Genomic DNA, 23,177 nt, shown 5'->3' on the forward strand with positions numbered 1-23,177 from the left:
GCACCGCTGAAACTTCTAACTCTTTGAAACTCAAGGAGTTTTCCGCTCCAACTACGCTGGAAGTGGGGCGCATTATAAGCGCATATGAAACCCCGTCAACCGTTAATTTCAGCTTTGTGCAATATCACTGGAATAAGCCTCTCACACCGCCCTGCCCCGCCTGCCGATCAACCGCGGAACGCGCCGCGCCACCAGCGGAACCCGCAGCAGTAACAGCAGTGCGCCGATCGAGGCGTAGATCGCCCACTCTTTAAGGTCCGACCGCACGATCCACAGGAAATGCAGCAAACCCAGCCCAAGAATCACGTACACCAGCTTGTGCAGCTTCTTCCAACGCGCACCCAGGCGCCGCTGACTGTAACGATTGGAAGTCAGCGCCAAGGCCAGCAAGCCGAGGAAGGCCAGCGCACCGACAATAATGTATGGCCGCTTGCGCAACTCAACGCCGAACTGCCCCCAGTCCAGGCCGAGGATGAACACCATGTAGGTGATCATGTGCAGCACTATATAAGCAAAGCTCCACAGCCCCAGTTGCCGGCGGATCACGATCCACCCCGACCAGCCCGTAAGCCGCTGCAGTGGCGTCATGCTCAAGGTGATCAAAAGGAAGATCAGCGCCCCCAGGCCCAACCGGTCCATGATGATCTTGCCCAGGTCCGGGCCGAGCTGGTTGGTCGCCGCCTGATACAGCCACCAGCTGGGGAACAGGCAGCCCAGCACAAAGATGCCCAGGCGCAACCAGGGATAGCGCATCAGTAGTTCTTCCGCAGATCAAGGTCGCTGTACAACGACGCTACTTCATCGCCATAGCCGTTGAACATCAGGGTGTCGCGCACGTTCGGGCTGAACAGGCCACTCGGCAGCCGCCGCTCACGGGCCTGAGTCCAGCGCGGATGATCGACCGTCGGGTTGACGTTGGCATAGAAGCCATACTCGGTCGGCGCCAGGCGCTCCCAGGTAGTTTGCGGCTGCTCCGCGACCAGGCTGATGCGCACGATCGACTTGATGCTTTTGAAGCCGTACTTCCACGGCACGATCAGCCGCAGTGGCGCACCATTCTGGTTAGGCAGTTCACGTCCATACATGCCCACCGCAAGAATCGCCAATGGGTTCATCGCCTCGTCCAGGCGCAGGCCTTCCACGTAGGGCCAGTCGATCAAGGCAAACGATGAGCGCTGGCCGGGCATTACCTTTGGGTCCTGCAGGGTTTCGAAACGCAGGTAGCGCGCCTTCGAAGTTGGCTCGACCTGCTTGAGCACCTGCGCCAGGCTAAAGCCCAACCACGGGATCACCATCGACCAGGCCTCGACGCAGCGCAGCCGATAGATGCGCTCTTCCAGCTGATAGGGTTTGACGAAGTCTTCCAGCGCATAGCGCCCTGGCTTGGCCACCTCGCCATCCACCACCAGGCTCCACGGCTCGGTTTTCAGGCTGCCGGCATTCGCGGCTGGATCACCCTTGTCGGTGCCGAATTCATAGAAGTTGTTGTAGTGGGTGGCGTCTTTGAACGGCGTGATCGCCTCGTTCTCGACCGTCACCGCGCCCCACCGGGTCGCGCCGAGCTTGTCCTTGAACCAGCCCGGCGCGGCGCCAGGTTCGACATCGGCGTAGCGCGAAGGCTCGGCGCCAAGCGCAACGCCAGGCAATGCGGCCACGGCGGCACCCGCCAGGGAAGCACCGAGCATGGTACGTCGAGAAAGGTAGATACCTTCAGGGGTGATATCCGACGCTTTGCAGTCGGATGGACGAGCGATCTTGATGAGCATAACGGCTCCACAGTGCGGGCAACTGATGTACCCGTAAGACTATGGAGCCGGAAGGTTATTCCGTCATTAAATCAACTTCAGTTTTTTTGCCGACGTACCCGCAGCAGATACTGCACCGGGCCCGACACGGCATAACCGAGGAAGATCAACAGCAGAATGCGCGGCGGATCGCTGAATACCACGGCAAACACCAGCACCACTGCAAGGATCGCCACGAACGGCACCCGCCCGCGCAGGTCGAGTTCCTTGAAGCTGTTGTACTTGACGTTGCTGACCATCAGCATGCCCGCAGCCGCCACCAGCAGCGCCACCAGGAACGACAGCTTCGAGCCCTGAATGCCGAAATCGCTGAAGGCCCATACGGTACCGGCCACCACGCCTGCCGCAGCCGGGCTGGCCAGGCCGATGAAGTAACGTTTGTCAGCAGTGCCGACCTGGGTGTTGAAGCGTGCCAGACGCAGGGCAGCACCAGCGACATAGATGAAAGCAACCATCCAGCCGACCTTGCCCATGTCACCCAGTGCCCAGCCGAATGCCAGCAGCGCCGGCGCCACGCCGAAGGCGACCATGTCCGACAGCGAGTCGTACTCGGCGCCGAATGCGCTCTGGGTGTTGGTCATGCGTGCTACCCGGCCATCCAGGCCGTCGAGCACCATGGCCACGAAAATGGCGATAGCGGCAAAGGCGAAGTACTTGCTCGCCTCGCGCGGGTCACCTGCGCTCATGGCGCTCTGCGCACTGATCGAGCTGATGATCGAGTAGAAGCCGGCGAACAGGTTAGCCGTGGTGAACAGGTTGGGCAGCAGGTAGATACCGCGGTGGCGGACCTTGCGCCCTTCGGCGTCATGCCCTTCTTCAACGTGCTCATCTACAGGTAGCAGGCTTTCGGCGTCGGAGGGCGTGTTCGGCTCTTCGGGACGTTCGCTCATGAAAATTACCTTGATTGGAAAATGTTCGATACAGGCTTGCGAAGCACAAACTGACGGCAAGCCACTGGTCGCTTTATACCAGAAGCGCGCCGCTTAAACGAAAAAACGCGGCCTAAGCCGCGTTTTTCATGTCATCGCAAAGACTCAGTTCTTGGTCTTGTCGACGATTTTGTTGGCCGAGATCCAAGGCATCATGGAACGCAGCTGCTCACCGATCACTTCGATACCGTGGGCGGCGTTGTTACGACGCTTGGCGGTCATCGATGGGTAGTTGGTAGCACCTTCGGAGATGAACATCTTGGCGTATTCGCCGTCCTGGATGCGCTTCAGAGCGTTGCGCATGGCCTGACGCGATTCGGCGTTGATGACCTCAGGGCCAGTCACGTACTCACCGTATTCGGCGTTGTTGGAGATCGAGTAGTTCATGTTGGCGATACCGCCTTCGTACATGAGGTCAACGATCAGTTTCAGTTCGTGCAGGCACTCGAAGTAGGCCATTTCTGGCGCGTAGCCAGCTTCAACCAGGGTTTCGAAACCGGCTTTGACCAGCTCGACGGTACCGCCACACAGAACAGCCTGCTCGCCGAACAGGTCGGTTTCAGTCTCGTCCTTGAAGGTGGTTTCGATGATGCCGGTACGGCCGCCGCCGACGCCTGCAGCGTACGACAGAGCAACGTTCTTGGCGTTGCCCGAAGCGTCCTGGTAGATAGCGATCAGGTCAGGGATGCCGCCGCCTTTGACGAACTCGGAACGCACGGTGTGGCCTGGGGCCTTCGGCGCGATCATGATCACGTCGAGGTCAGCACGTGGCACGACCTGGTTGTAGTGGATCGCGAAGCCATGGGAGAAGGCCAGGGTGGCGCCTTTCTTGATGTTCGGCTCGATTTCGTTCTTGTACAGAGTGCCCTGGAATTCGTCCGGGGTCAGGATCATGACCAGGTCGGCAGCAGCAACAGCCGAAGCCACGTCAGCCACTTTCAGGCCGTGAGCTTCTGCCTTGGCAACGGTAGCCGAGCCTTTACGCAGACCGACAGTTACGTCTACACCGGAGTCTTTCAGGTTGCACGCCTGAGCGTGGCCTTGCGAACCGTAGCCGATGATGGCGACTTTCTTACCTTGGATGATGGAAAGGTCGCAGTCTTTGTCGTAGAAAACTTTCATGAAATACCCCTGTTAGATCTCGGCCCCTGCGGAGCCATCGCTATTTGTTTAAGTTAGACGCTGAGCACTTTGTCGCCACGGGCAATGCCGGTAACGCCGCTGCGCACGGTTTCGAGAATCGATGCAGTGCCGATCGCCTGGATGAAGCTATCCAGCTTGTCGCTGGTGCCGCTCAGTTGCACGGTATACACACTGGCGGTGACGTCGACGATCTGCCCACGGAAAATATCCGTGGTGCGTTTGATCTCGGCGCGCTGGGCGCCGGTTGCCTTGACCTTGACCAGCATCAATTCGCGCTCGATGTGCGCGCTCTCCGACAGGTCGACCAGCTTCACCACTTCTACCAGCTTGTTCAGGTTCTTGGTGATCTGCTCGATCACCTCGTCATGACCAACGGTAGTCAGGGTCAGGCGCGAGAGGGTTGGGTCCTCGGTCGGCGCCACGGTCAGGCTTTCAATGTTGTAGTTGCGTTGGGAAAACAGGCCGACCACGCGAGACAAGGCACCGGGTTCGTTTTCCAGCAGCAGGGAAATAATGTGCCGCATATCAGGTACGCTCCGTCTTGCTCAGCCACATGTCGCGCATCGAGCCGTCTTTGATCTGCATCGGGTAGACGTGCTCGGTGCGGTCAATCGCGATATCGATGAACACCAGCCGGTCTTTCATGGCGAACGCTTCTTCCAGCTTGGGCTTGAGGTCCTTGAGGCTGGTGATGCGGATACCGACGTGGCCATAAGCCTCGACCAGTTTGACGAAGTCCGGCAGCGACTCGACATACGAATGCGAGTGACGGCCGTTGTAGGCCATGTCCTGCCACTGGCGAACCATGCCCAGCACACCGTTGTTCATGTTGACGATCTTCACCGGCAGGCCGTACTGCATGCAGGTAGACAGCTCCTGGATGTTCATCTGGATGCTGCCTTCGCCGGTCACACAGGCCACGTCCTGGTCGGGGAAGTTGAGCTTGACGCCCATCGCCGCCGGGAAGCCGAAGCCCATGGTGCCCAGGCCACCGGAGTTGATCCAGCGGTTCGGCTTGTTGAAGCGGTAGTACTGCGAAGCGAACATCTGGTGCTGGCCAACATCGGAGGTGATGTAAGCATCGCCATTGGTCACTTCACACAGGGTTTCGATCACGGTCTGCGGTTTGATCACGCTGCCGTCGCCCTTGTCGTAAGGGAACAGGCCGCGGTCGCCACGCCATTCCTCGATCTGCTTCCACCAGGCATCCAGCGCGGCCTTTTCAGGCTGCTGACCGATTTCCTTGAAGATCGCCAGCATCTCGCTGAGCACGCTGTCGACTGGACCTACGATCGGCACGTCGGCCTTGATCGTTTTCGAGATGGACGCCGGATCGATGTCGATGTGGATGATCTTGGCATTCGGGCAGAACTTGGCCGGGCCGTTGATCACACGGTCATCGAAACGCGCGCCGACAGCCAGGATCACGTCGGCATGGTGCATCGCCTGGTTGGCGGTGAAGCTGCCATGCATACCGAGCATGCCGAGGAACTGGCGGTCGGTACCGGGGAAGCCACCCAAGCCCATCAGGGTGTTGGTGACCGGCAGGTTCAGCGACTTGGCGATCTCGGTCAGGGTCTCGGAACCACCACCGAGGATCACACCACCCCCGGAGTAGACGATCGGACGCTTGGCGGCGAGGATCATCTCGGCTGCCTTGCGGATCTGCCCCGAGTGACCACGTACGGCCGGGCTGTAGGAACGCAGCTTGACCTTCTTCGGATAGACGTACTCGAACTTCTCGGCCGGGTTGGTCATATCTTTTGGAATGTCGACCACGACCGGGCCAGGACGACCGGATTGCGCCAGATAGAAGGCCTTTTTCATGACTTCGGGGATTTCCGAGGCATGCTTGATCATGAAGCTGTGCTTCACGATCGGCCGGGAAATACCGATCATGTCGGTTTCCTGGAAGGCGTCGGTGCCGACCATGGTGCTAGGCACCTGGCCCGACAGGATCACCATCGGAATCGAATCCATGTACGCGGTGGCAATACCGGTGATGGCATTGGTTGCACCCGGGCCGGAAGTCACCAGCACTACGCCAGCCTTGCCGGTGGCACGGGCATAGCCGTCAGCCATATGGGTTGCAGCCTGCTCGTGACGAACCAGGATGTGCTCGACTTCCGGCTCTTTGAACAGCGCGTCGTATACATGAAGGAGAGCACCGCCAGGGTACCCGTAGATGTGCTTAACGCCTTCGTCACGCAAGAAGCGGACGACCATCTCAGCGCCAGATAAAAGCTCCACGTTGTTCACCTCTAAAACGCCAGAATACCGTCCCTGATGGACGGGTCTTAATAGGTTTACTGCCAAGCAGAGCACGAGCGAACGTCAGCACTGACTGAGCAAGTATTGGGAGCGCCCCAGAGTGTTGCGGGGTTTTCCCACCCAGCGCGAGGTAACGCGTTGCGGGGTGTTACAAGTCGGCGCGGGTATGCGCCTCATGATCTGCTTAGCGGGTCTGCTTCTGGCAGTCCCTCTAAAGCGGAACCTGATTCTTGTGATTCGCCGAGGTTATGTCAAGAAAAATTATTGCCAATTTTTCCTCGAGATGAATTTGTTCCACCACGAATACAGTTCACAGCAGCAGAAAACCAAACAAAAACCAAAAAAAGAGCCGCAATCTGCGGCTCTAGTCTGAAAAAGAGCAGAAATCAGGCGGATGTACCGATCAATTGGTCAAATTCAGCCAATAGTCGGCGCAGCTCGCGACTTTGCTCCGGGCGATCACTGAACACCGTTTCAGCCATGACCAGAATGCCCGAGGCGTTCGGCAGCGGCTGGGCGTGTTCGAGGATGAACGCCATGCGTGGCAGGAAAATCCACTGCAGCCACTGCTCAAAGCTCAGCACATCGACCGCAAACGGCGTGACACTGGCCAGCGCTTCGGCACTGGGTGCCTGCTCGCTCCACCAGCCCTGACTGCGCAACTCGTGCTCGATCAGCAGCAAATGGTCGGCGATGTCGAGAATGCGTTGCTCGACCATTACAGATTGACCCGGGCTTTCTGCCGAGCCAGTGCGGCACCGGCGCTGTCACCCTGCTTCTCACGGGCCTGGGCAATGGTGTTCCACAGCTCCGCTTGTAAGCTTGGGCGACCATTGGCGTAGGTCAGCGCGCGGCGTGCGAGTTGCTCGGCCTGGGCCGAATCACCCTGGGCCAGGCGCACCTGGGCCAGGCGGAACAGCACCTGCGGCTCGCGCGGGGCAATGCGCTGGGCGCGCTCAAGGCTCGACGAAGCGCCATTGAGGTCGCCACCGCCTTGTTGCTGCTGGGCCGTGGTCAACAGCGCCAGCACCGGCCCATCGAGCTGCTCGTCAGCCGACAGGCCGCCAGCTGGCGCGCTGCGCGGGATACCGGTAGGCGCACTGGTCGCCGCCGGGGTGCTGTTCATCGAGGCGATGTCGAACGGCTCGTCGGCAATCGGGTTGGGGTTGGTGGTAATCGGCGTGGTATCGATCGGCGCGCTGCTGATCGGCGCCGCGTTGCCAGCCGGGAAGGTCTGGATCGACGAAGCACCGGCGCCTTGCGGGATCATCACGGTCACGCCGGAGTCCTCAGGCAGCGACTGCGCCTGGCTGGTGCCATTGGCGGTAACCGGCGTGCGCTGGTTGGCGGTGACCCGCTCGCTGTTGGATACCCGGGTGCTCGAGTCGACCACCGGAATGTTGCCGCGTGGAACGCTGGCGCAGCCATGAAGCATGGCCAGCGCGGTCAAGGCAGGAAGCCACCACTTGTTCACTTATCACCCTCTCTAAATGCGGCTACGGGCCAGTGGGTCATCCCCGCAGGCCCGCAGTGCTCAATTCATCCAACCCTTGACCCAGTCCATGACCGAGTCGGCCGGTTGCTGTTCACCACCGCAGGCAGCGCCAGCGGCCGGTTCGCTGCCGCGAATATACGGCATCTGCACTGCTCCCGGACAGCTGCTGTCCGAGCCCTGCCCGCTGTACGGGTCGATCCAGGCCTGGACGATGTTGTCCGGCTGCGGCATGTCCAGTGGCAACGGGTCGGCCTTGCGCATGAAGCTGGTCCACACCTGCAACGCACCGGTGGCGCCAGTGAACGGTGTCTTGCCGTTGTCGTCGCGGCCGAGCCAGACCACCGCCAGCAGATCCTGGCTGAAACCGGAGAACCAGCTGTCGCGCGAATCGTTACTGGTGCCGGTCTTGCCGGCTAGCGTCAGCGAGCTTGGCAGGACACTGTAGACCGAACGCCCGGTACCTTCACGCATGACCCGCTGCATGGCGTTCTGGACCAGATAAATGGCACCTGGGTCGAAGCTCTGCTGGATCTGGAACGGGTAGCGCTTGAGCGGCTCGCCTTCGGCGGTGAGCACACTGCGAATGCCGCGCATCGGCGTGTTGAAGCCACCGTTGGCGATGGTTTGGTACATGGTCGCGACCTGCATCGGCGACATCCCGCCAGCGCCGAGCAACATCGACGGGAACGCCGGCCAGTCGACATTGACACCGAGCCGACCGATCGTCTTGAGTACGTTCGGCACGCCGACTTCCAGGCCTAGCTTGGCGGTCGACAGGTTGTACGAGTTGGCCAGGCCTTGATACAGGTAGATAGTGCCATGCGCACGGCGGTCGTAGTTCTGTGGGCGCCAGACTTGACCATCCGCCCCCTTGACCGAGAACGGCTCGTCTTGCAGCCAACTGGTCAGGGTGTACTTGCTCGGTTTCTCCAGTGCACTGAGGTACACCGCCGGCTTCACCAGCGAGCCGATTGGGCGCACTGCATCGATGGCGCGGTTGAAGCCGGCAAAGCCGGACTGGCGGCTGCCGATCAAGGCCTGGACTTCGCCGGTCTCCGGATTGGTCACGACCATCGCCGACTCGACCGCATCCGAGCCCTTGCGCCCGGCCAGACGCTTGAACGTCTCGCTCATGGCAGTCTCGGCCTTCATCTGCAGGATCGGGTCGAAGCTGGTGAAGATGCGCAGGCCTTCTTCGGTCAAGTCTTCGTCACGGTAGTCCTGGCGCAGCTGACGCTTGACCAGATCAAGGAAGGCCGGGAACGAGCTATCGGCGAGGCTGCCGCGCTTGGTCACGCCCAGTGGCATTTTCTTCGCTGCGTCGACTACTTCCTGGCTGGCCACGCCCTGCTCGGCCAACAGGTCGAGGACCAGGTTACGGCGCACCAGCGCACGCTCCGGCGAGCGCCGCGGGTTGTAGTAGGACGGGCCCTTGACCATGCCGACCAGCAAGGCGATCTGGTGCAGCTTGAGCTCTTGCAGTGGCTGGCTGAAGAAGAACTGGCTGGCCAGACCGAAGCCATGCACGGCACGTTGGCCATCCTGACCGACAAAGACCTCGTTGAGGTAGGCCTCGAGAATCTCGCGCTTGTCGTAATGCATTTCGAGCAATACGGCCATCATCGCTTCGGTCAGCTTGCGGGTCAGGCTGCGCTCGCTGGTCAGGTAGAAGTTTTTCACCAGCTGTTGAGTCAGGGTACTACCGCCCTGGCGCATGGCGCCGGATGAAGTGTTGACCCAGATCGCCCGGGCGATGCCCTTGGGTGACACACCAAAATGGCTGTAGAAGTCGCGGTCTTCGGTGGCAACCAGGGTTTCCAGCAGGTACGGAGGCACCTGATCGATCTTGATCAGGATGCGATCTTCGAGGTTTTTCGGGTAGATGCCGCCAATCATCAGCGGCTCGAGCCGGACCACATCGAGCTTGCCGCCATTGGCGCCGGTCATGCCCGCCACATAATCGCCCGAGAAGCGCACACGCACGAACTGCGCAGGTTCCAGGCCTTCATAGAATTGGAAGCCGCGGGTGTTGAGGTCCACATTGTTGCCGTTGACCGACGCCGCGCCTGGGCCATTGGCAGCGCTTTCACGGCGGTAGCCAAGGGCGTCGAGTTCGGTGAGGAAGTCGTCCTTGCTCAGCTTCTGGCCGACGAACAGTTCCAGCGGCCGGGCATACACCTTGGCCGGGATGGTCCAGCGCTTGCCGGAGAACTTCTCCTGGACGATGGCATCGAGGTAGATAGCAAACCCGGCGAGCAGCACCAGGCCGACCAGGCTCAGCTTGAGAGTCCAGCCCAGCCAGACGCGTGAGCGACCAGGCGAGCGTTTTTGCGCAGTACGGGAATTTCGGGATCGAGTCATGGCGGCGGATTATACGCACTTTAGTCAAGGCAGGCCCGGCGGTATGCAGGGACGGCACCATTGACCATAATGGCGCATTCGAATTCCCTTATCCCGGAAGGATTGCCCGTGAGCCAAGCCCTCATCAGTGCCCTGCAGAACCCCACCCTTTACCCGCACCCGGTCAGCGGCTTCCAGCTTATCGAGACGCACATCTCTTGGGTCCTGCTCACCGGTGAGTACGCCTACAAGATCAAGAAACCGATGAACTTCGGCTTTCTCGACTTCACCGGCCTCGACCAGCGTGAACACTTTTGTAACGAAGAACTGCGCCTGAACCAGCGCCTGACCGACGACCTGTACCTGGACGTGCTGCCGATCACCGGCAGCGCCGAGGCGCCGCAACTGGGCGGCGAAGGTGCACCGATCGAGTTCGCCCTGCGCATGCGCCAATTCCCACAGAGCAACCTGCTCAGCACGCTGCAGGCCAACGGTGAACTGACCGCCAGCCACATCGACCAGATGGCGCGGCAGATTGCCGAGTTCCATCAGCAGACGCCAAAGGTCGCCACCGAGCAGCCATTCGGCACCCCGGACAGCGTGATGGCCCCGGTCGAGCAGAACTTCGAACAGATTCGCCCGTTCCTCAGCGACAAGTCCGACCTGCAACAACTGGACAACCTGCAAGCCTGGGCCCGCAGCAGCTTCGACCGCCTGCACGGCCTGTTCGAGGCGCGCAAGCGTGACGGTTTTATCCGCGAATGCCACGGTGACATCCACCTGGGCAACGCCACGGTGATCGACGGCAAGGTGGTGATCTTCGACTGCATCGAGTTCAACGAGCCATTCCGCATGACCGATGTCTGGGCCGACACCGGCTTCCTCGCCATGGACCTGGAAGATCGTGGCCTGAAGTGTCTGGCGCGGCGCTTCGTCAGCCAGTACCTGGAACTGACCGGCGACTACCAGGGCCTGGAGCTGCTCAACTTCTACAAGGCCTACCGCGCCCTGGTGCGGGCCAAGGTCGCCCTGTTCAGCATGCCGGCCGACGCCGATGGCGTGCAGCGCGCCACCACCCTGCGCACCTACCGCAACTACGCCAACCTGGCGGAAAGCTACAGCGCCATCCCTTCACGCCTGCTGGCGATCACCCATGGCGTTTCGGCAGTGGGCAAAAGCCACGTGTCGATGCGCCTGGTCGAAGCACTGGGGGCAATCCGCGTGCGCTCAGATGTCGAGCGCAAGCGCCTGTTCGGTGAACAACTGGCTCAGGCTGCCGGCCAACTGCAAGGCGGCATTTATGCCGAAGATGCCAGTGCCGCTACCTATCAGCGTCTGCATCAACTGGCCGACGTGATTCTGCGCGCGGGCTTCCCGGTGGTGCTCGACGCCACCTACCTCAAGCGCGAACAGCGCCAGGCCGCCGCCAGCGTCGCCAACCAAACCGGCGTGCCATTGCTGATCCTCGATTGCCACGCGCCGGATGCAGTCATCGAGAGCTGGCTGGCACAGCGTCAGGCCGAGCAGCTCGACCCGTCCGATGCAACCCTCGAAGTGGTCAAGGCCCAGCAGGCCAGTCGCGATCCGCTGGACGATCAGGAGCTGCGCGACAGCACCCGCGTCGACACCCAGCAGGGCGCCGCCATGGACGCCGTGATCGAGCAGATTCGTCAGCGCCTGCCCGGCCTGTAACATCCTCAAAGCGCGGGGCAGCAATTGCCCTGTGCTGCCCTGCCCGCCGCGCACGGCGGGCTTTGCGGGCGAATTCGCCAACCCCCGCTACACTCCTGTCTGACCTGCTCACGATTTTCGATATGCCCCCGTTCAGCCATCGCAAGGAGGCTCGATGAACGATGAGTTGCAGCACCTGAAAAACCTCGGCAAGACCTCTGCGCAGTGGTTGCATGCGGTCGGCATCCACAGTGCATCCGACTTGCGCAGGCTCGGCGCGGTCGGCGCTTATCAGGCAGTGAAGAGCAGAGGCTTTCGCGCGTCCAAGGTTCTGCTGTATGCAATCGAGGGGGCGTTGCTCGACATGCATTGGAATGATTTGCCGGCCGAACGCAAGGAAGCTCTCAATCAACAACTGGACGCAAAATGCACGCTGCAGAAAAATCTTAAATAAATTGCAGCGAAGGGATTGACGTAGAAATGAGAATCGTTATGATTATCACAACTGGTCGCGAGACTGGTTGGGTAATTTGAAAGACCTTGGTTCGGACTCTCAGATTATCTCCTCATCAGGCTAATCACGGTTATTGACCCGGCTTTTTGCCGGGTCTTTTTTTGCCTGCGATTCGGGCTCAAACGCCGCCGCAGGCCGCGGATGATCAGTGCTGGCTGCGCAACTGCGCGCAGTAGTCCTGCTCTGGCAGCGCCGCCGTAAACCAGACATAGTCGGCCATGCCCGGCTGCACTTCGCTGCCGACTTCGGCCAGCAACAAGACTTTGCTCGCGCCCTTGGCGCCGAGATCAGCCAAATGCAGCGGCACGCCGAGGTCGCTGCGCACGTGGGCACTGCCGGCGAACAGCAACGCCGGTTGCGCTGCCGCCAGCAACCGCTCGGCAATGCTCCGGTCGCGTTGCTGCTGCACCGCGAGCATTGCCGGCAACTGGCTTTCAGGCAGCAGCCCGCAGTGCCCCTCACGCACTTGCTTGAGCAGTTCGGCTTTGACTGCAGGCGCACTCGAGCGCTGGCCACTCAGCGCAGCAGGCTGCCGATAGGCCTGGCGCATTTCGCTGGTGGACAGATTGGCCGCCAGCAGCGGGGTCGACTGCTGCAACGCCTGGCGCACGATCGGGCCGTACAGCGCCCAGTCCCAGCCGTCCTGCCAGGCCAGGGCTTGGGCCAGGTCGGCCGGCAGTTGCGCGGCGCCAGCCACCGCGTCGACCCGCGCCTGCTGCTCGGGCTGGAGCATTTCCAACAGCAGGCTGCCTTGCGCTCGGCGCGCCTGCAGCGCCTTTAGCAGCCACAGCTGCAGCGCGTGGTGATCAGGGTGGTCGTGCTTCTCTCCAACCAGCACCCGCGGCGCCTCCACCAACTCATCCAGCAGTTGCTCAGGGCTGAGCAGGCGGCCACTGGCGAGTTCGCGAATCTGCCCCAGTTGCGCACTGGTGCGGCCCTCGCTGGCTTGCCAGACGGGCAGCGGCGGCAGGCTGGCCTGTCGCGCCTGACAGCCGCCAAATACAACCAGCAAACCAAGCAACAACAGGCGACAGATCATGGGCAAGCTCCTTAGCGCATGATGATCAGCGGGTGGCCGCGTTCAGGATGATCCTGCACCAGCACATCGATGCCGAACACCGCCTTCAGCGCCTCTGGCGTCAGGACCTCGCGGGGGCTGGCCAGGGCGTGGCAACAGCCGTGCTCGAGCAGCATCAGCTGGTCACAGTAGCGCGCGGCCAGGTTCAGGTCATGCAGGATTACCAGGACCGCCGCGCCGCGATCGGCAAAGCTGCGCACGGCCTGCAAGGTGGTGTGCTGGTGCAGCGGGTCGAGCATCGAGGTGGGTTCATCGAGCAGCAGCGTCGCCCCCGCCTCGCCTGGCCATAATTGCGCCAGCACCCGCGCCAGATGCACCCGCTGGCGCTCACCGCCCGACAACGCCAGGTAACTGCGCTCAAGCAGGTGCTGGGCATCTGCGGCGTGCAGCGCAGCTTCGATGATCTCGCGGTCACGCTGCTGGCCGCTGGCATGGGGCAAGCGGCCAAGACCGACCACTTCTTCAACGCGAAAGGCAAAGCCAAGGCTGGACACCTGCGGCAGCACCGCCAATTGCCGTGCCCGCGCCTGCCCGGCCCATTCGGCCAGGCTCCGCCCGCCAAGGCGCACCTGGCCCTGGCTGGGGATCAGTTCACCGCACAGCGCACCGAGCAGGCTGCTCTTGCCAGCGCCATTGGGGCCCAGTACACCAAGGATCTGCCCAGGCTTCAGGCTCAGGCTTATATCGTGCAGCACTTCGGTGCTACCACGCTGCAAGTGCAGGCCTTTGGCTTCGAGCATCAGTGGCGCCCCTTGAGCAGCAACAGCAAAAAGAACGGCGCCCCAATGAACGCAGTGACGATGCCGATCGGCAGCTCGGCGGGCGCCAGCGCCAGCCGTGCGACCAGGTCAGCGAACAGTAGCAGCGAGCCGCCTGCAAGCAATGAAGCGGGCAGCAGCACCCGGTGGTCAGGCCCGGCCAGCAGCCGCACCAAGTGCGGCACCACCAGCCCGATAAAGCCGATCAGGCCGGCGGCGGCCACTGCTGCGCCTACGGCCAAGGCTGTGCAGAACACCAGCTCGCGCTTCAGCGACTCGACCTCGACGCCCAGATGCCGCGCCTCCGACTCGCCCAACAGCAAGGCATTCAGTGCCTGCGCCCGCCGCGGCAGCCACAGCGCCACGGCGAGGGTTACCACCAGCAACGGCCACAGCCGGGCATAGCTGGCGCCGTTGAGGCTGCCCAGGTTCCAGAAGGTCAAGGTGCGCAGGGTGGCGTCATCGGCCAGGTAGGTGAACAAGCCCACAGCCGAGCCGGCCAGGGCCGTCAGCGCGATGCCGGCCAGCAACATGGTAGCTACGTTGGTTTGGCCGTCACGCCGGCCCAGTCGATAGACCAGCGCGGTGACTCCAAGGCCACCGGCAAAGGCACACACCGACAGCAGATAGGGCGCAAACCACTCCGGGATACCGCCCAGCCAGCTGCCACCGACAATCGCAATGGCGGCACCGAGCGCAGCACCGCTGGCCACACCGACCAGCCCCGGGTCTGCCAGCGGGTTGCGAAACAGGCCTTGCATGGCCACCCCGGACAACGCCAGCACGGCGCCCACCGCCAGCCCGAGCAAGGTCCGCGGCAGGCGGATCTGCCCCAGGATCAGCTCGGCCTGCTCCAGCCCATCAGCGGCAATCGGCACGCCGAGCAGGCGCAAGCCGGCGCGCAGGGTATCCAGCAATGGCAGGCTGACCGGTCCCAGCGCCAGCGACAGCCATACCGCGAGCAGGCAGAGCAGGCTCAGGCCGATGAACAAGGTGCGCGGCTGAACCCTCTGTTTCATGGGGCGAAGCTGGCTTTGGCCTGTGGATAAAACTCACCGGCCAGCTGTTGCAGGGTCGCCGGCAGTCGTGGGCCGAGACCGCCCACCAGCAAGGTTGGGTCCAGCGACACCAGGCGCTTCTCGCGCACCGCGCGCGAGCTGGCCAGGCCTGGATTTTCCTTGAGCAGCGCCTGCACCGCCTGCTCGCCGCTCAAGCTGCGGTCGGCAATCACTATGACGTCTGGGTCGAGTGCTGCCAGCGCCTCGACCGAGAAGTTCTTGTAGCCCTGATGCACAGCCAGATTGCGCCCACCGGCCTGGCCCAGCAGCCAATCCCCCGCCGTGCCCGCGCCGGCGATTAACGGTTTGGCGCCAGCATGGCCGACCAACAACAGTACGCCGGGTGCTTTCTGTGCGGCCTGAGCCTGTTTGAGCTTGGTCTGCACGGCATTCAGCTCATGATGGAACTGACCCGCCAGCAGCCCGGCGCGCCCTTCTTCTCCAAGCAGGCGGCCCAGTTTCTCGAGGTTGGCACCCAGCGCCGCCAGCTCGGCCTTGCTCGAGAACACCTCCACCCGCACCCCGGCCTGGCGAATCTGCGCCAGCACCGGCGGCGGGCCCATTTCATCAGTGCCGACCAGCAGATCAGGACGCAGGCTGAGGATGCCCTCGGCCGACAACTGGCGCTGATAGCCGATACTCGGCAGCGCAGTCAGTGCATCGGGGTGTTGGCTAGTAGTATCGACGCCGACCAGCCGCTGCTCACCACCCAGCGCGCTGATCCACTCACTCAAGGCACCGCCGGCACTGACCCAGCGCTGCGGTAGTTCGGCAGCCGCCGCCTGAGTGGACATAACAAGTGCAGCGCACAGGGCAAGCAGAGCAGCGGGACGGCGCATCAGCGGATTCCTTTGCAGAAGACAGGCCGTGCGCCTTGTGGCACACGACAGAACTGCGCACCATAGTCGGCCAACGCAGCAGCGCACAGTTTGATAATTATTCTCATTGAGCGTCAAGCGCTGCCTTGTGCCAACCTTTTACCGCAGGACGATTTCCCGCGATGCAGCTTCTATGTGCTTCCGAGCAACTTGCTGAAGGCCACAGCCGTGCATTCAACCTAGCAGGCCAGGCGCTGTTTGCCGTGCGTCGCCACGGCCAGGTGTTTGTCTATCGCAACCGCTGCCCGCACAAGGGCATCCCATTGAACTGGGCAGACGACACGTTTCTGGATGCCAGCGCCAGCCTGATCCACTGCGCCCAGCATGGGGCGCTGTTTCTGATCGAGAGTGGCGAGTGCGTGGCCGGCCCGTGCGAGGGCGAGCAGTTGCAGGCCCTGGCCTGCCATGAAGACAGCCAAGGCATCTGGCTCAGCGCGTGAGCAACACCGGCAGCGGGCGGTCGATGCGAATCTGCTGGGCATCCAGGCAGGTGCCGTAGGCGATCACCTCGACGCCTTCGGCAACAGCTGCGCGCAACGCCGTGGCGTAGGCGGCATCGATTTCTTCGGCAGGCCGCACCGCTTCGATCCCGCTGAGATTGACGCAATACAGCTGCACCGCACGGATCCCCTGTCGGGCCAGTGCCGCCAGCTCGCGCAGATGCTTGGCACCGCGCTGGGTGACGGCATCGGGAAACGCCGCCACCGCGCTGTCCGGGTAGCCGAGGGTGACACTCTTGACCTCGACATAGGCAGGCCCACTGGCAAACTCCAGACGAAAATCAATCCGGCTGCGCTCGCTGCCATAGGCCACCTCGCGCTTGAGTGCGGTAAACCCGGCCAGCTCGCTGATCACCCCGGCGTGCAAAGCCTCTTCAACCAGTGCGTTGGCCCGCCCGGTATTGATGCAGGCCAGCCGGCCCTGTGGCGTCTCGCTGATTTCCCAGGTGCCGGGCAGCTTGCGCTTGGGGTCGTTGGAGCGACTGAACCAGACCTGCCCGCCTTCGCGCATGCAGTTGAGCATCGAACCGGTATTGGGGCAGTGAATGGTCAGCAGTTCGCCGTTGGCCAGTTCGATATCGGCCAGAAAGCGCTTGTAGCGGCGCAGCAGGCGGCCCTGCTCCAGTTGAGGAAACTGCGCCATCAGCCTTGCCAACTACGCAGGCCGCGGGCCAACCGCTCAACCGCCTGTGCCAGCCGCGGCAAGCTCTGGGTATAGGCGAAGCGCACATGGTGCCCAGCCTGATGGCGGCCGAAGTCCAGGCCCGGAGTAAACGCCAGATGCTCGGTTTCGAGGAAGTGCCGGCAGAAGGCGAATGCGTCGCCACCGAACTTGCTGATGTCGGCATATAGATAGAAGGCGCCTTGCGGCTCGACGGCGATGCCGAAGCCAAGGTTGCGCAACGCCGGCAGCAAATAGTCGCGGCGCTTGGCAAATTCGCCACGGCGCTGTTCGAGAATGGCCAGGGTGTCATCCTCGAAACAGGCCAGCGCGGCGTGCTGGGCCATGCTTGGGGCGCTGATGTAGAGGTTTTGCGCAAGCTTCTCCAGATCGGCCACCGCCTGCGGCGGCGCGACCAGCCAGCCCAGGCGCCAGCCGGTCATGCCGAAATATTTGGAAAAACTGTTCAGCACAAAGGCGTCATCGGCCACTTCGAGCACACTCGGCGCATCCATACCGTAGGTCAGGCCGTGATAGATCTCGTCCACCACCAGATGGCCATCACGGGCGCGTATCGCTTGCGCCAGGCCGGCCAGTTCATCGCGGTCGAGCACGGTACCGGTGGGGTTGGCCGGCGATGCCACCAACGCACCGACGCTGTCCTGGTTCCAGTGCTGCGCGACCAACTCGGCGGTCAGCTGATAATTGACCTCTGGCCCGACCGGCACCAACTGCGCCGCGCCCTCGACCAGCCGCAGGAAATGCCGATTGCACGGGTAGCCCGGGTCAGCCAGCAGCCAGTGTTTGCCGGGGTCGACCAGCAAGCTGCTGGCCAACAGCAGCGCGCCCGAGCCGCCAGGTGTGATCAGGATCCGCTGCGGGTCGATGTCCAGCCCGTAGCGCTTGCCATAAAAGGCAGAAATCGCTTCGCGCAGTGCGGGTAGCCCGCGCGCGGCGGTGTAACGGGTATGCCCCGCCGCCAGCGCAGCCTGGCCGGCAGCCACGATCGGCGCGGCGGTGGTGAAATCCGGCTCGCCGATTTCCAGATGGATCACGTCATGGCCGGCGGCCTGCAGCTCGTTGGCGCGGGCCAACAGGGCCATGACATGAAAAGGTTCGATGGCGCGGCTGCGCGCACTGTAGGACTGAGCCATTGTGGGCCTTCTATGAAATGCATCTAGACTGGTGAATCAAGCGTCAACATGCCACTGAACGCGTAGCGCGGGCCGCTGTCAACAGTGAGATCGGCCGGGGTAGCGCACCCCCGATCTATCTGGTAAGTTCGGCGGCTCGCAGTCGCAGGGCCGGCGGTCGCCGGAGATGGAGCATCCTGCGCATTGGATCAGATGAGTGAGAGGCGGTCTATTCATGTCCACCCTAGAAAAGCAAAAAGCCAGTCAGAACCTTTATGGGGTTGAGCCCTACCAGGAGAGCAAGGGTGAAGAGTACATGGGTGAACCCATGCGCAAGCACTTCACCAAGATCCTGAGTGCCTGGAAGCAGGAGTTGATGATCGGCGTCGACAAGACCGTTGACCATATGAAAGAAGAGGCGGCCAACTTCGCCGACCCAGCGGACCGTGCCTCGCAAGAGGAAGAGTTCGCCCTTGAACTGCGCGCCCGCGATCGCGAGCGCAAGCTGATCAAGAAGATCGACAAGACCCTGCAATTGATTGTCGACGAGGAATACGGCTGGTGCGAAGCCTGTGGCATCGAGATCGGCCTGCGCCGTCTGGAAGCTCGCCCTACCGCCGACCTGTGCTTCGATTGCAAGGAAGTGGCAGAGAAGAAAGAAAAGCAGGTCGGCAAAGCCTGATCGTGCTTTTCATCGAACGGGGCGCTCAGGCGCCCCGTTTTTCATTGTGAAGATGACGTAAACCATGACTGCCTCCCCCTACGTCGGGCGCTTCGCCCCTACCCCCAGTGGTTTCCTGCACTTCGGCTCGCTGGTGGCCGCCCTGGCCTCGTGGCTGGACGCCCGCGCCGTCAATGGCCGCTGGCTGCTGCGCATGGAAGACACCGACCCGCCGCGCGAGATGCCCGGCGCCCGCGATGCAATCCTGCGCACCCTCGAAGGCTACGGCCTGCACTGGGACGGCCAGGTGGTGTACCAGAGCCAGCGCCATGCTGCCTATGCCGACGTGGTCGAGCACCTGTTCCGTCAGGGGCTGGCTTACGCCTGCACCTGCTCGCGCAAGCAACTGGAGGGCAGCAACGGCATCTACCCTGGCACTTGCCGCAACGCCGGTCACGCCCGCGAGGGCGCGGCGATCCGCTTGCGCGTGCCGGAGCTGAGCTATCGCTTCGATGACCGTGTGCAAGGGCCGTTCGCCCAGCACCTGGGCCGCGAAGTCGGCGACTTCATCATTCAACGCCGCGATGGTTTGTACGCCTACCAGCTGGCGGTGGTGCTGGACGATGCCTGGCAAGGTGTTACCGATATCGTGCGCGGCGCCGACTTACTCGACAACACCCCGCGTCAGCTGTACCTGCAAGAACTACTGGGGTTTTCCCAGCCGCGCTACCTGCACATCCCGTTGCTGATCCAGCCCGACGGGCACAAGCTGGGTAAATCGTACCGCTCGCCACCGCTGGCACCTGAGCAGGCCACCCCTCTCCTCCTGCGCGCGCTGCGTGCACTGGGCCAAGCGAGCGAGCCTGCGCTTGAGCAGGCCAGCCCGGCTGAGGTACTGCAGATCGCGCGCCAGCGTTGGCGCCCTGAGGCCATCGCCCGCCAGCTGACCCTGGCCGAGGCTGATCTGCGCTAGTTGCCGGTCCCGCGCCGTGGGCTCGCTGCAGCCCTTGGCGCGCGGTAAAAATCGAGCAAATTCAATTTCTTGCCCACAGCCGTAGAATCCCGCTAGCATCGGCCCGGCCGTTGGCGCCGATTTGCGCCAATAATAAGTGCAAATCCGCAGCGCCCACTCATCGAGGCCCGCATGTACATCTATCGCTTGGTCCTGCTGCTGGTGGTCGGGATCTACCTGTTCTCGCCGGCCATCATGGACTGGTGGATCGAGCCCACCGGCGCCTGGTACCGCCCGTACCTGCTGTGGCTGATCCTGATCGTCGTCACCTTCATCCTGCAGAGCCAACGAGATGCCGATGAGCTTTAGCCTGACCCAGATGATCCTGATCAGCGCCGGGTACCTGCTGGTACTGTTCGGCGTGGCCTGGATCAGCGAGCGCGGACTGATCCCGCGTTCGGTCATTCGTCACCCGCTGACCTATACCTTGTCGCTGGGCGTCTATGCCAGCGCCTGGGCCTTCTATGGCTCGGTCGGCCTGGCCTATCAGTATGGCTACGGCTTTCTTGCCTGTTACCTGGGCGTGTCGGGGGCGTTTCTGCTGGCGCCGGTGCTGCTGTATCCGATCCTGAAGATCACCCGCACCTACCAGTTGTCATCCCTGGCCGACCTGCTCGCGTTTCGCTTTCGCAGCACCTGGGCCGGCGCGTTGACCACCATCTTTATGTTGATTGGTGTGCTGCCGCTGCTGGCCCTGCAGATCCAGGCGGTGGCCGACTCGATCAACATCCTCACCGGCGAACCGGTCAAGGCCCGGGTCGCGTTCGCCTTTTGTGCGCTGATCACCCTGTTCACCATCTTCTTCGGCTCGCGCCATATCGCCACCCGCGAGAAACACGAAGGGCTGGTGTTCGCCATCGCCTTCGAGTCGGTGATCAAGCTGATCGCCCTGGGCGGGGTCGGCCTGTATGCGCTGTATGGTGTGTTTGGCGGCCCACACGGCCTGGAGGTGTGGCTGCTGCAAAACCAGACCGCCCTCGCCGCGCTGCACACGCCACTGCAGGAAGGCCCGTGGCGCACGTTGCTGCTGGTGTTCTTCGCCTCGGCGATCGTCATGCCGCACATGTACCACATGGCCTTTACCGAAAACCTCAGCCCGCGCGCGCTGGTCAGCGCCAGCTGGGGCCTGCCGTTGTTCCTGCTGCTGATGAGCCTGGCCGTGCCGCTGATCCTGTGGGCAGGGCTGCGCCTGGGCGCGAGCACCAACCCCGAGTATTTCACTCTCGGCCTGGGCATTGCCGCCAATAATGAAGCACTGGCACTGCTGGCTTACGTCGGCGGTTTGTCGGCTTCCAGCGGGCTGATCATCGTCACCACCCTGGCGCTGTCGGGCATGGCCCTCAACCACCTGGTACTACCGCTGTATCAGCCACCGGCCGAAGGCAATATCTATCGCTGGCTGAAGTGGACCCGGCGCGCGCTGATCGTCGCCATCATCACCGCCGGCTTCGTCTTCTATCTGACCCAGAATAACCACCAGAGTCTGGCCAACCTCGGCATCGTTGCCTTTGTCGCCACCTTGCAGTTCCTCCCCGGCGTGCTTTCGGTGCTGTACTGGCCGACCGCCAACCGCCGTGGCTTCATCGCCGGTCTGCTGGCAGGCATGCTGGTATGGATGGTGACCATGCTGTTGCCGCTGCTGGGCAACCTGCAGGGCTTCTATATTCCGCTGCTGGACATGATCTATGTGCTCGACGACACCAGCTGGCACATGGCGGCGATTGCGTCGCTGGCCGCCAACGTCCTGCTGTTTACCCTGATCTCGCTGTTCACCAACGCCAGCAGTGAAGAAGTCAGCGCCGCTGAAGCCTGTGCAGTCGACAACGTGCGCCGGCCACAGCGGCGTGAACTGCACGCCGCTTCGCCGCAGGAGTTCGCCACCCAGCTGGCCAAACCGCTGGGCGCCAAGGCCGCGCAAAAAGAAGTCGAGCAAGCCCTGCGCGACTTGTACCTGCCGTTCGACGAACGTCGCCCCTACGCCCTGCGCCGTCTGCGCGATCGCATCGAGGCCAACCTGTCCGGCCTGATGGGCCCAAGCGTTGCCCAGGACATGGTCGAAACCTTCTTGCCATACAAATCCGGCAACGAAAATTACGTAACCGAAGATATCCACTTCATCGAAAGCCGTCTTGAGGATTACCACTCGCGCCTGACCGGCCTGGCCGCCGAGCTCGATGCGCTGCGCCGTTACCACCGCCAGACCTTGCAGGAGCTGCCCATGGGTGTCTGCTCGCTGGCCAAGGATCAAGAGATCCTCATGTGGAACAAGGCCATGGAAGAGCTGACCGGGATTGCCGCCAAGCACGTGGTCGGCTCGCGCCTGGTCACCATCGCCGAGCCCTGGCGCGGGCTGCTGCAGGGCTTTATCGACCTGCCCGACGAGCACCTGCACAAGCAGCGCCTGGGCCTCGACGGCCAGACCCGCTGGCTCAACCTGCACAAAGCCGCCATCGACGAGCCTTTGGCACCGGGCAACAGCGGCCTGGTACTGCTGGTCGAGGACCTCACCGATACGCAGGCGCTGGAAGACAAGCTGGTGCATTCCGAGCGCCTGGCCAGTATTGGCCGCCTCGCCGCCGGGGTCGCCCACGAGATCGGCAACCCGATCACCGGCATCGCCTGCCTGGCGCAGAACCTGCGCGAAGAGCGTGAGGACGATGGCGAAATCACCGAGCTGTCCAGCCAAATCATCGAGCAGACCAAACGCGTCTCGCGCATCGTCCAGTCATTGATGAGCTTCGCCCATGCCGGCGGCAGCCATCAGAACAACGAAGAGCCGGTATGCCTGGCTGAAGTCGCCCAGGACGCGATCGGCCTGCTGGCCCTCAACCGGCGCAATTTCGAGGTGCAGTTCTTCAACCTGTGCGACCCGGATCACTGGGCCGTGGGTGACCCGCAGCGCCTCGCCCAAGTGCTCATCAACCTGCTGTCCAACGCCCGTGATGCCTCGCCCGCCGGCAGTGCCGTGCGCGTGCGTAGCGAAGTCAGCGAGCACACCGTCGACCTGGTGGTCGAGGACGAAGGCAGCGGTATTCCGAAAAACATCATGGACCGCTTGTTCGAACCGTTCTTCACCACCAAGGACCCTGGCGAGGGAACCGGACTGGGGCTTGCACTGGTCTATTCCATCGTGGAAGAGCATTATGGGCAAATCACCATCGACAGCCCCGCCGATATCGAACGGCAGCGTGGCACCCGGATCCGCGTGACCCTGCCCCGGCATGTCGTAGCGACGTCCCCTGAAATTCGCGACCGTCGAGAGAATTGAAT

22 protein-coding genes are annotated in these 23,177 nt (G+C 62.5%); 7 read left to right on the forward strand and 15 right to left on the reverse strand.

Going from position 1 to position 23,177, the window contains the following annotated elements; translation table 11 throughout:
* Nucleotides 1-141: 141 nt before the first annotated feature.
* The 9 genes from msrQ to mrcB form a co-directional block, all read right to left on the reverse strand.
* Nucleotides 142-753, reverse strand: a complete 612-nt coding sequence (gene msrQ, locus FW789_RS23530; protein WP_103438580.1) for a protein-methionine-sulfoxide reductase heme-binding subunit MsrQ — start codon at nt 751-753, stop codon at nt 142-144.
* The gene (gene msrP, locus FW789_RS23535) at nt 753-1,766 is read right to left on the reverse strand and encodes a protein-methionine-sulfoxide reductase catalytic subunit MsrP (protein WP_103438581.1); all 1,014 of its coding nucleotides are present in this window, start codon (nt 1,764-1,766) and stop codon (nt 753-755) included. The genes msrQ and msrP overlap by 1 nt, the downstream gene beginning before the upstream one ends.
* Before the next feature lie 77 nt (nt 1,767-1,843).
* A complete protein-coding gene (gene pssA, locus FW789_RS23540) occupies nt 1,844-2,695 on the reverse strand; it encodes a CDP-diacylglycerol--serine O-phosphatidyltransferase (RefSeq protein WP_101322124.1) in 852 nt (283 codons plus the stop codon).
* Between the two features lie 144 nt (nt 2,696-2,839).
* Complete coding sequence (gene ilvC / locus FW789_RS23545) at nt 2,840-3,856, reverse strand: ketol-acid reductoisomerase (protein ID WP_103438582.1); 1,017 nt, start codon at nt 3,854-3,856, stop codon at nt 2,840-2,842.
* Nucleotides 3,857-3,909: 53 nt separating this feature from the next.
* On the reverse strand, nt 3,910-4,401 hold the full coding sequence (ilvN, locus tag FW789_RS23550; protein WP_101322126.1) for an acetolactate synthase small subunit: 492 nt from the start codon (nt 4,399-4,401) through the stop codon (nt 3,910-3,912).
* Nucleotide 4,402: 1 nt separating this feature from the next.
* Nucleotides 4,403-6,127, reverse strand: coding sequence for an acetolactate synthase 3 large subunit (locus tag FW789_RS23555; RefSeq protein WP_446432120.1), 1,725 nt, complete (start codon nt 6,125-6,127; stop codon nt 4,403-4,405).
* A gap of 407 nt (nt 6,128-6,534) precedes the next feature.
* Entirely contained in the window at nt 6,535-6,867 is a 333-nt protein-coding gene (locus FW789_RS23560) for a YqcC family protein (protein ID WP_103438583.1), read from the reverse strand.
* Nucleotides 6,867-7,622 (reverse strand): tetratricopeptide repeat protein, encoded by a 756-nt coding sequence (locus tag FW789_RS23565; protein WP_101322128.1) that lies wholly within the window; start codon nt 7,620-7,622, stop codon nt 6,867-6,869. The genes FW789_RS23560 and FW789_RS23565 overlap by 1 nt, the downstream gene beginning before the upstream one ends.
* 60 nt (nt 7,623-7,682) lie before the next feature.
* On the reverse strand, nt 7,683-10,004 hold the full coding sequence (gene mrcB, locus FW789_RS23570; RefSeq protein WP_186701259.1) for a penicillin-binding protein 1B: 2,322 nt from the start codon (nt 10,002-10,004) through the stop codon (nt 7,683-7,685).
* A gap of 108 nt (nt 10,005-10,112) precedes the next feature.
* On the opposite strand from mrcB, the gene FW789_RS23575 reads away from it, so the two are divergent.
* Nucleotides 10,113-11,675, forward strand: coding sequence for a bifunctional aminoglycoside phosphotransferase/ATP-binding protein (locus tag FW789_RS23575; RefSeq protein ID WP_446432121.1), 1,563 nt, complete (start codon nt 10,113-10,115; stop codon nt 11,673-11,675).
* A gap of 154 nt (nt 11,676-11,829) precedes the next feature.
* Nucleotides 11,830-12,108 carry a TfoX/Sxy family protein gene (locus tag FW789_RS23580; RefSeq protein WP_101322131.1) on the forward strand — a complete coding sequence of 93 codons (279 nt, stop codon included), beginning with the start codon at nt 11,830-11,832 and terminating at the stop codon, nt 12,106-12,108.
* Between the two features lie 205 nt (nt 12,109-12,313).
* On the opposite strand, the gene FW789_RS23585 is transcribed toward FW789_RS23580, so the two are convergent.
* The 4 genes from FW789_RS23585 to FW789_RS23600 are packed head-to-tail and all read right to left on the reverse strand — an operon-like array spanning nt 12,314 to nt 15,904.
* On the reverse strand, nt 12,314-13,207 hold the full coding sequence (locus tag FW789_RS23585; RefSeq protein ID WP_446432122.1) for a ChaN family lipoprotein: 894 nt from the start codon (nt 13,205-13,207) through the stop codon (nt 12,314-12,316).
* An 11-nt stretch (nt 13,208-13,218) separates the two neighbouring features.
* The gene (locus FW789_RS23590; RefSeq protein WP_427116973.1) at nt 13,219-13,989 is read right to left on the reverse strand and encodes a heme ABC transporter ATP-binding protein; all 771 of its coding nucleotides are present in this window, start codon (nt 13,987-13,989) and stop codon (nt 13,219-13,221) included.
* Nucleotides 13,986-14,969 carry a FecCD family ABC transporter permease gene (locus tag FW789_RS23595; protein WP_181003857.1) on the reverse strand — a complete coding sequence of 328 codons (984 nt, stop codon included), beginning with the start codon at nt 14,967-14,969 and terminating at the stop codon, nt 13,986-13,988. Before FW789_RS23595 ends, FW789_RS23590 begins: the two co-directional genes overlap by 4 nt.
* A 50-nt stretch (nt 14,970-15,019) precedes the next feature.
* Nucleotides 15,020-15,904 (reverse strand): heme/hemin ABC transporter substrate-binding protein, encoded by an 885-nt coding sequence (locus FW789_RS23600; RefSeq protein WP_411563170.1) that lies wholly within the window; start codon nt 15,902-15,904, stop codon nt 15,020-15,022.
* A gap of 158 nt (nt 15,905-16,062) precedes the next feature.
* Between FW789_RS23600 and FW789_RS23605 the strand changes: the two genes are divergently transcribed.
* Nucleotides 16,063-16,380, forward strand: coding sequence for a Rieske (2Fe-2S) protein (locus FW789_RS23605; RefSeq protein ID WP_186701262.1), 318 nt, complete (start codon nt 16,063-16,065; stop codon nt 16,378-16,380).
* Here the strand turns inward: FW789_RS23605 and sfsA are convergent.
* A complete protein-coding gene (gene sfsA, locus FW789_RS23610; protein WP_101322137.1) occupies nt 16,370-17,083 on the reverse strand; it encodes a DNA/RNA nuclease SfsA in 714 nt (237 codons plus the stop codon). The two genes, FW789_RS23605 and sfsA, sit on opposite strands and share 11 nt — an antisense overlap.
* The gene (locus tag FW789_RS23615) at nt 17,083-18,255 is read right to left on the reverse strand and encodes a pyridoxal phosphate-dependent aminotransferase (RefSeq protein WP_186701264.1); all 1,173 of its coding nucleotides are present in this window, start codon (nt 18,253-18,255) and stop codon (nt 17,083-17,085) included. Before FW789_RS23615 ends, sfsA begins: the two co-directional genes overlap by 1 nt.
* Nucleotides 18,256-18,469: 214 nt before the next feature.
* Between FW789_RS23615 and dksA the strand changes: the two genes are divergently transcribed.
* From dksA to FW789_RS23635, 4 genes are all read left to right on the forward strand, one after another.
* Nucleotides 18,470-18,916: an RNA polymerase-binding protein DksA gene (gene dksA / locus FW789_RS23620; RefSeq protein ID WP_101322139.1), complete on the forward strand. Its 447-nt coding sequence runs from the start codon at nt 18,470-18,472 to the stop codon at nt 18,914-18,916.
* A 64-nt stretch (nt 18,917-18,980) separates the two neighbouring features.
* The gene (gene gluQRS, locus FW789_RS23625; RefSeq protein ID WP_340612705.1) at nt 18,981-19,868 is read left to right on the forward strand and encodes a tRNA glutamyl-Q(34) synthetase GluQRS; all 888 of its coding nucleotides are present in this window, start codon (nt 18,981-18,983) and stop codon (nt 19,866-19,868) included.
* A gap of 171 nt (nt 19,869-20,039) precedes the next feature.
* Nucleotides 20,040-20,216, forward strand: a complete 177-nt coding sequence (locus FW789_RS23630; RefSeq protein ID WP_003250005.1) for a hypothetical protein — start codon at nt 20,040-20,042, stop codon at nt 20,214-20,216.
* Nucleotides 20,200-23,175, forward strand: coding sequence for a sensor histidine kinase (locus FW789_RS23635; RefSeq protein WP_181108647.1), 2,976 nt, complete (start codon nt 20,200-20,202; stop codon nt 23,173-23,175). Before FW789_RS23630 ends, FW789_RS23635 begins: the two co-directional genes overlap by 17 nt.
* Nucleotides 23,176-23,177 lie beyond the last annotated feature (2 nt).

It is taken from the genome of Pseudomonas sp. 1121_17 (genome assembly GCF_052850745.1).

Bases quoted from the DNA above. Each gene is read 5' to 3' on its own strand.
- FW789_RS23580 (WP_101322131.1), top strand. From the start codon at position 11,830: ATGAACGATGAGTTGCAGCACCTGAAAAACCTCGGCAAGACCTCTGCG.
- FW789_RS23585 (WP_446432122.1), bottom strand. From the start codon at position 13,207: ATGATCTGTCGCCTGTTGTTGCTTGGTTTGCTGGTTGTATTTGGCGGC.
- FW789_RS23605 (WP_186701262.1), top strand. From the start codon at position 16,063: ATGCAGCTTCTATGTGCTTCCGAGCAACTTGCTGAAGGCCACAGCCGT.
- FW789_RS23635 (WP_181108647.1), top strand. From the start codon at position 20,200: ATGCCGATGAGCTTTAGCCTGACCCAGATGATCCTGATCAGCGCCGGG.
- sfsA (WP_101322137.1), bottom strand. From the start codon at position 17,083: ATGGCGCAGTTTCCTCAACTGGAGCAGGGCCGCCTGCTGCGCCGCTAC.
- mrcB (WP_186701259.1), bottom strand. From the start codon at position 10,004: ATGACTCGATCCCGAAATTCCCGTACTGCGCAAAAACGCTCGCCTGGT.
- msrQ (WP_103438580.1), bottom strand. From the start codon at position 753: ATGCGCTATCCCTGGTTGCGCCTGGGCATCTTTGTGCTGGGCTGCCTG.
- pssA (WP_101322124.1), bottom strand. From the start codon at position 2,695: ATGAGCGAACGTCCCGAAGAGCCGAACACGCCCTCCGACGCCGAAAGC.
- FW789_RS23615 (WP_186701264.1), bottom strand. From the start codon at position 18,255: ATGGCTCAGTCCTACAGTGCGCGCAGCCGCGCCATCGAACCTTTTCAT.
- msrP (WP_103438581.1), bottom strand. From the start codon at position 1,766: ATGCTCATCAAGATCGCTCGTCCATCCGACTGCAAAGCGTCGGATATC.
- FW789_RS23630 (WP_003250005.1), top strand. From the start codon at position 20,040: ATGTACATCTATCGCTTGGTCCTGCTGCTGGTGGTCGGGATCTACCTG.
- ilvC (WP_103438582.1), bottom strand. From the start codon at position 3,856: ATGAAAGTTTTCTACGACAAAGACTGCGACCTTTCCATCATCCAAGGT.
- ilvN (WP_101322126.1), bottom strand. From the start codon at position 4,401: ATGCGGCACATTATTTCCCTGCTGCTGGAAAACGAACCCGGTGCCTTG.
- FW789_RS23560 (WP_103438583.1), bottom strand. From the start codon at position 6,867: ATGGTCGAGCAACGCATTCTCGACATCGCCGACCATTTGCTGCTGATC.
- dksA (WP_101322139.1), top strand. From the start codon at position 18,470: ATGTCCACCCTAGAAAAGCAAAAAGCCAGTCAGAACCTTTATGGGGTT.
- gluQRS (WP_340612705.1), top strand. From the start codon at position 18,981: ATGACTGCCTCCCCCTACGTCGGGCGCTTCGCCCCTACCCCCAGTGGT.